2 rRNA genes are annotated in these 3270 nt (G+C 51.4%); both read right to left on the reverse strand.

Features of this window, described 5'->3' with window-relative positions:
* A 5S ribosomal RNA gene (rrf, locus tag CBF27_RS13920) occupies positions 1-112 on the reverse strand; the annotation flags it as partial.
* 80 nt (positions 113-192) lie between these two features.
* Positions 193-3106 (reverse strand): 23S ribosomal RNA (locus tag CBF27_RS13925).
* Positions 3107-3270 lie beyond the last annotated feature (164 nt).

The following is a 3270-nucleotide window of genomic DNA, read 5'->3' on the forward strand; positions in this document are numbered from 1 at the left end:
GGCAGCGTCCTACTCTCACAAAGGGAAACCCTTCACTACCCTCGGCGCTAAGAAGCTTAACTGCTGTGTTCGGCATGGTTACAGGTGTATCCTTCCTGCCATCGCCACCACACTTTGTGTCTGTCTTTCATTGAGTGAGTTGCTCACTCAAAACTGGCGTTGAAGTCGTCTCTCATACAACCACCGATCATTGTGGTTAAGTCCTCGACCGATTAGTACTGGTCCGCTCCATACATCACTGCACGTCCACTTCCAGCCTATCTACCTGATCATCTCTCAGGGGTCTTACTTTCTTAAAGAAATGGGAAATCTCATCTTGAGGGGGGCTTCACGCTTAGATGCTTTCAGCGTTTATCCCGTCCACACATAGCTACCCAGCGATGCTCCTGGCGGAACAACTGGTACACCAGAGGTGTGTCCATCCCGGTCCTCTCGTACTAAGGACAGCGCCTCTCAAATTTCCTACGCCCGCGACGGATAGGGACCGAACTGTCTCACGACGTTCTGAACCCAGCTCGCGTGCCGCTTTAATGGGCGAACAGCCCAACCCTTGGGACCGACTACAGCCCCAGGATGCGACGAGCCGACATCGAGGTGCCAAACCTCCCCGTCGATGTGAACTCTTGGGGGAGATAAGCCTGTTATCCCCAGGGTAGCTTTTATCCGTTGAGCGATGGCCCTTCCATGCGGTACCACCGGATCACTAAGCCCGACTTTCGTCCCTGCTCGAGTTGTTGCTCTCGCAGTCAAGCTCCCTTCTGCCTTTGCACTCTACGAATGATTTCCAACCATTCTGAGGGAACCTTTGGGCGCCTCCGTTACTTTTTGGGAGGCGACCGCCCCAGTCAAACTGCCCATCTGACACTGTCTCCCACCACGTTTAGTGGCGCGGGTTAGAATGGTCATAACACAAGGGTAGTATCCCACCAGCGCCTCCATCGAAACTAGCGTCCCGATTTCTACGGCTCCTACCTATCCTGTACGTGTGTCACAAACACTCAATATCAAACTACAGTAAAGCTCCATGGGGTCTTTCCGTCCTGTCGCGGGTAACCTGCATCTTCACAGGTACTAAAATTTCACCGAGTCTCTCGTTGAGACAGTGCCCAAATCGTTACGCCTTTCGTGCGGGTCGGAACTTACCCGACAAGGAATTTCGCTACCTTAGGACCGTTATAGTTACGGCCGCCGTTTACTGGGGCTTCAATTTTGAGCTTCGCTTGCGCTAACCCATCCTCTTAACCTTCCAGCACCGGGCAGGCGTCAGCCCCTATACGTCATCTTTCGATTTTGCAGAGACCTGTGTTTTTGATAAACAGTCGCTTGGGCCTATTCACTGCGGCTGTCCCGGAGGACAGCACCCCTTTTCCCGAAGTTACGGGGTCATTTTGCCGAGTTCCTTAACGAGAGTTCGCTCGCTCACCTTAGGATGCTCTCCTCGACTACCTGTGTCGGTTTGCGGTACGGGTCCCTTGTTTCTCACTAGAAGATTTTCTTGACAGTGTGGCGTCAGAAACTTCGGTACTTATGTTCCCTCCCCATCACAACTTGTCCTTACGACACAAAGCATTTGACTCTGCGTCAGACTCATTGCTTGGACAGACTCTTCCAATCGTCTGCTTTTCTTAGCCTCCTGTGTCCCTCCTTCGCTCAAACAAAACATGGGAGTACAGGAATATCAACCTGTTGTCCATCGCCTACGCCTGTCGGCCTCGGCTTAGGTCCCGACTAACCCTGGGAGGACGAGCCTTCCCCAGGAAACCTTAGTCATACGGTGGACAGGATTCTCACCTGTCTTTCGCTACTCATACCGGCATTCTCACTTCCAAGCGCTCCAGCAGTCCTCACGATCTGCCTTCAACGCCCTTAGAACGCTCTCCTACCATGACACCATTGGTGTCATCCACAGCTTCGGTAATATGTTTAGCCCCGGTAAATTTTCGGCGCAGGGGCACTCGACTAGTGAGCTATTACGCACTCTTTAAATGGTGGCTGCTTCTAAGCCAACATCCTAGTTGTTTGTGCACCCCCACATCCTTTTCCACTTAACATATATTTGGGGACCTTAGCTGGTGGTCTGGGCTGTTTCCCTTTCGACAATGGATCTTATCACTCACTGTCTGACTCCCGGATATAAATGAATGGCATTCGGAGTTTATCTGAATTCGGTAACCCGAGATGGGCCCCTAGTCCAAACAGTGCTCTACCTCCATCATTCTCACTTCCGAGGCTAGCCCTAAAGCTATTTCGGAGAGAACCAGCTATCTCCAAGTTCGTTTGGAATTTCTCCGCTACCCACACCTCATCCCCGCACTTTTCAACGTACGTGGGTTCGGTCCTCCAGTGTGTTTTACCACACCTTCAACCTGGACATGGGTAGGTCACATGGTTTCGGGTCTACGACTACGTACTCACTCGCCCTATTCAGACTCGCTTTCGCTGCGGCTCCGGCTCTTCACCTTAACCTCGCACGCAATCGTAACTCGCCGGTTCATTCTGCAAAAGGCACGCCATCACCCATTAACGGGCTTTGACTTGTTGTAGGCACACGGTTTCAGGTTCTATTTCACTCCCCTCCCGGGGTGCTTTTCACCTTTCCCTCACGGTACTGGTTCACTATCGGTCACTAGAGAGTATTTAGCCTTGGGAGATGGTCCTCCCGGATTCCGACGGAATTTCTCGTGTTCCGCCGTACTCAGGATACTCATAGGTGTGCGCGTCATTTCGCCTACGGGGCTTTTACCCACTCCGGCTGACCTTTCCAGGTCGATTCGACTATCACCCGCACTTGCCATAACTGAGTCCTACAACCCCAGAGAGCAAGCTCTCTGGTTTGGGCTCTTTCCGTTTCGCTCGCCGCTACTCAGGAAATCGATTTTTCTTTCTCTTCCTGCAGGTACTTAGATGTTTCAGTTCTCTGCGTCTACCTCGCCTGCGCTATGTATTCACACAAGCGTAACATCCTATAAAAGATGCTGGGTTCCCCCATTCGGAAATCTCTGGATCACAGCTTACTTACAGCTCCCCAAAGCATATCGGCGTTAGTCCCGTCCTTCATCGGCTTCTAGTGCCAAGGCATCCACCGTGCGCCCTTATTCACTTAACCTTTTTCCAACCATCCGGTTGGATACGTCAATCACAAACAGCGATATCTGTGTCGACGCATTCTTCTTCGTGCTGAACTTTTGTTTTAAAAAACTCTTTTTCAACGCGGTGTTCTCGGTTTGTTGTTGATGTCTAACTTCAACTATCCAGTTTTCAATGAGCAAC

Source organism: Vagococcus acidifermentans (assembly GCF_003987655.1).
GTDB classification, from domain to species: domain Bacteria; phylum Bacillota; class Bacilli; order Lactobacillales; family Vagococcaceae; genus Vagococcus_B; species Vagococcus_B acidifermentans.